Genomic DNA, 1,802 nt, shown 5'->3' with positions numbered 1-1,802 from the left:
TAGTGCGGGCAGGTACGCAGGTGCGGGTCGTCGGCCCGGTCCTCCCAGGCCTCCCAGACCTGGGACAGGAGCCGGCCGCAGGGCAGCCGCTCGTCGTCGTCGGCGGCGCCGGAGCGTGCGGTGGGCGGATCGGTGTGAGCGGTCATCGCCAGGCCCCCAGTGCTTGAGTCAGGCAGCGTCGTGCACGGAAGACACGGGCCCGGACAGCCTCCTGGCTGATGCCGACCGCGTCCGCGATGAATTCGTAGGACTGGCCGTCGAGTTCGCGCAGCACCCAGCAGGCGCGCTGTTCGGCCGAGAGGTCCTCGAGCGCGTCCCGCAGCTCGCGGACCGCGTCGCGTCCCTCGGCGATGCGGGCCGGGGACACGGCGTGCTCGGGTGCGGGCACCTCGCCCGCGGACTCCAGCGGTGCCACGGGCCTGCGGGCGCGCAGCACGTTGAGACAGCGGTTGGTGACGATGCGGTACGTCCAGGTGCTGAAGGACGCCTGCCGCTGGAACTCGGGCAGTCGGCGCCAGGCGCTGATGAGCGCGTCCTGGACGGCGTCCTCGGCCTCGGCGCGGTTGCCGAGCAGGCGGGTGGCCAGCCTGATCAGCGCGGGAGCATGGCGCTGCACGAGGACCGCGAACGCGTCCTCGTCCCCTTCCGCTGCGCGGACGACCAACAGGGCGTCGTCGTCCGCGCCGCCTTCGGGCGGTGCGGTCTGTCTGCGCGACCCCGGCACTGAGTGGCTCCTCTCGTCGGGCCTCATCCGGTCCTGTGCGTTGGACACGGCACCAGCTCTTGTGTGACGCACCGGAAAGTTCTTCGCACGAGTGCGTCACAAGCGCACCCGGGCGGGGTCTGTCCGGGTGAGAGCAACTACCCGCGACAGGAAGAAGGACGCGCCATGAGCACGAGCACGCAGAAGGCACCGACCGTCCCGCAGGCCGCGACCGCGCCGGGCGCCCGCACGGTGCAGACCACGGACGTGTCCGGCGGCGCCACCGGAGCCGACCAGCCCGCCGCCGACCGCGGCCGGACCTCGATCGCCGATGTCGTCGTGGTGAAGGTGGCCGGGATCGCCGCGCGGGAGATTCCCGGGGTGTACGACATGGGCGGCGGTCTGTCGCGCACGATCGGCGCCGTGCGCGACCGGGTGCCGGGCGGCCGCCCGAACGTCGGACGCGGCGTCAAGGTCGAGGTCGGCGAGCGGCAGACGGCGATCGACCTGGACCTCGTCGTGGAGTACGGGGTGCCGATCGCGGACCTGGCCCGCGAGGTGCGCGAGAACGTCGTCTCCGCCGTGGAGCGGGTGACGGGCCTGGAGGTCGTCGAGGTCAACGTCACGATCAACGACGTGCACCTGCCCGAGGACGACCAGGCGCCGGACAGCGACACGCGCGTCGAGTGAGTGGCCTACCGGTCCGGAGTCGAGAGGGGACAGCAGTGACAGGGGACAGGGCGTTCCTCGGGGCGGTCGCGGGCATGGCGCTGGCGTTCGCCGCGTACTTCGGCGGCTTCGGGGCGTTCCTGCTCGTGGCCGCGCTCGGCGGCCTGGGCTGGGCGGTGGGCCGCTGGTTCGAGCAGGGCGGCAGACTGAGCGACCTGCGGGACGCCTACGAACGGGGCCGGCGATGAGTACGGCGGCCGCGCGCGGCACGACCGTCGTGTCGGACCGGGCGGTGCGCCGCATCGTGGAGCGGGCGGCGGCCGAGGCGGCGGGCGGCGGCCCGGGCGCCCTCGCGAAGGGTGCCGCCCGGGTGAACGGGCGGCACGCGGCCGTCGCGGTCGAGGTGGACCTGCCCGCGCGCGTGCCGCTC

General features: G+C 73.9%; 3 protein-coding genes and 1 pseudogene. 3 read left to right on the top strand and 1 reads right to left on the bottom strand.

Going from position 1 to position 1,802, the window contains the following annotated elements:
- Positions 1 to 142: 142 nt before the first annotated feature.
- The gene (locus GTW43_RS15735; protein WP_343246019.1) at positions 143 to 724 is read right to left on the bottom strand and encodes a sigma-70 family RNA polymerase sigma factor; all 582 of its coding nucleotides are present in this window, start codon (positions 722 to 724) and stop codon (positions 143 to 145) included.
- Between the two features lie 165 nt (positions 725 to 889).
- Here GTW43_RS15735 and GTW43_RS15730 point away from each other — a divergent pair, with 165 nt between their 5' ends.
- From GTW43_RS15730 to GTW43_RS15725, 3 genes and pseudogenes are all read left to right on the top strand, one after another.
- A complete protein-coding gene (locus GTW43_RS15730) occupies positions 890 to 1,393 on the top strand; it encodes an Asp23/Gls24 family envelope stress response protein (RefSeq protein WP_161302628.1) in 504 nt (167 codons plus the stop codon).
- A gap of 35 nt (positions 1,394 to 1,428) precedes the next feature.
- Entirely contained in the window at positions 1,429 to 1,620 is a 192-nt protein-coding gene (locus GTW43_RS37530) for a hypothetical protein (RefSeq protein ID WP_202501481.1), read from the top strand.
- A pseudogene (locus GTW43_RS15725) lies at positions 1,617 to 1,802 on the top strand (DEAD/DEAH box helicase); the annotation flags it as partial. The gene GTW43_RS37530 and the pseudogene GTW43_RS15725, both read left to right, overlap by 4 nt.

Origin of the sequence: Streptomyces sp. SID5785, from assembly GCF_009870065.1 — a bacterium.
GTDB lineage: Bacteria > Actinomycetota > Actinomycetes > Streptomycetales > Streptomycetaceae > Streptomyces.
Note: the sequence above shows the minus strand (reverse complement) of the source record. Positions and strands in the feature narration are given on the sequence as shown.

Excerpts from the sequence above, each read along its gene's own strand:
- GTW43_RS15730 (WP_161302628.1), top strand. The coding sequence starts at position 890 with ATGAGCACGAGCACGCAGAAGGCACCGACCGTCCCGCAGGCCGCGACC.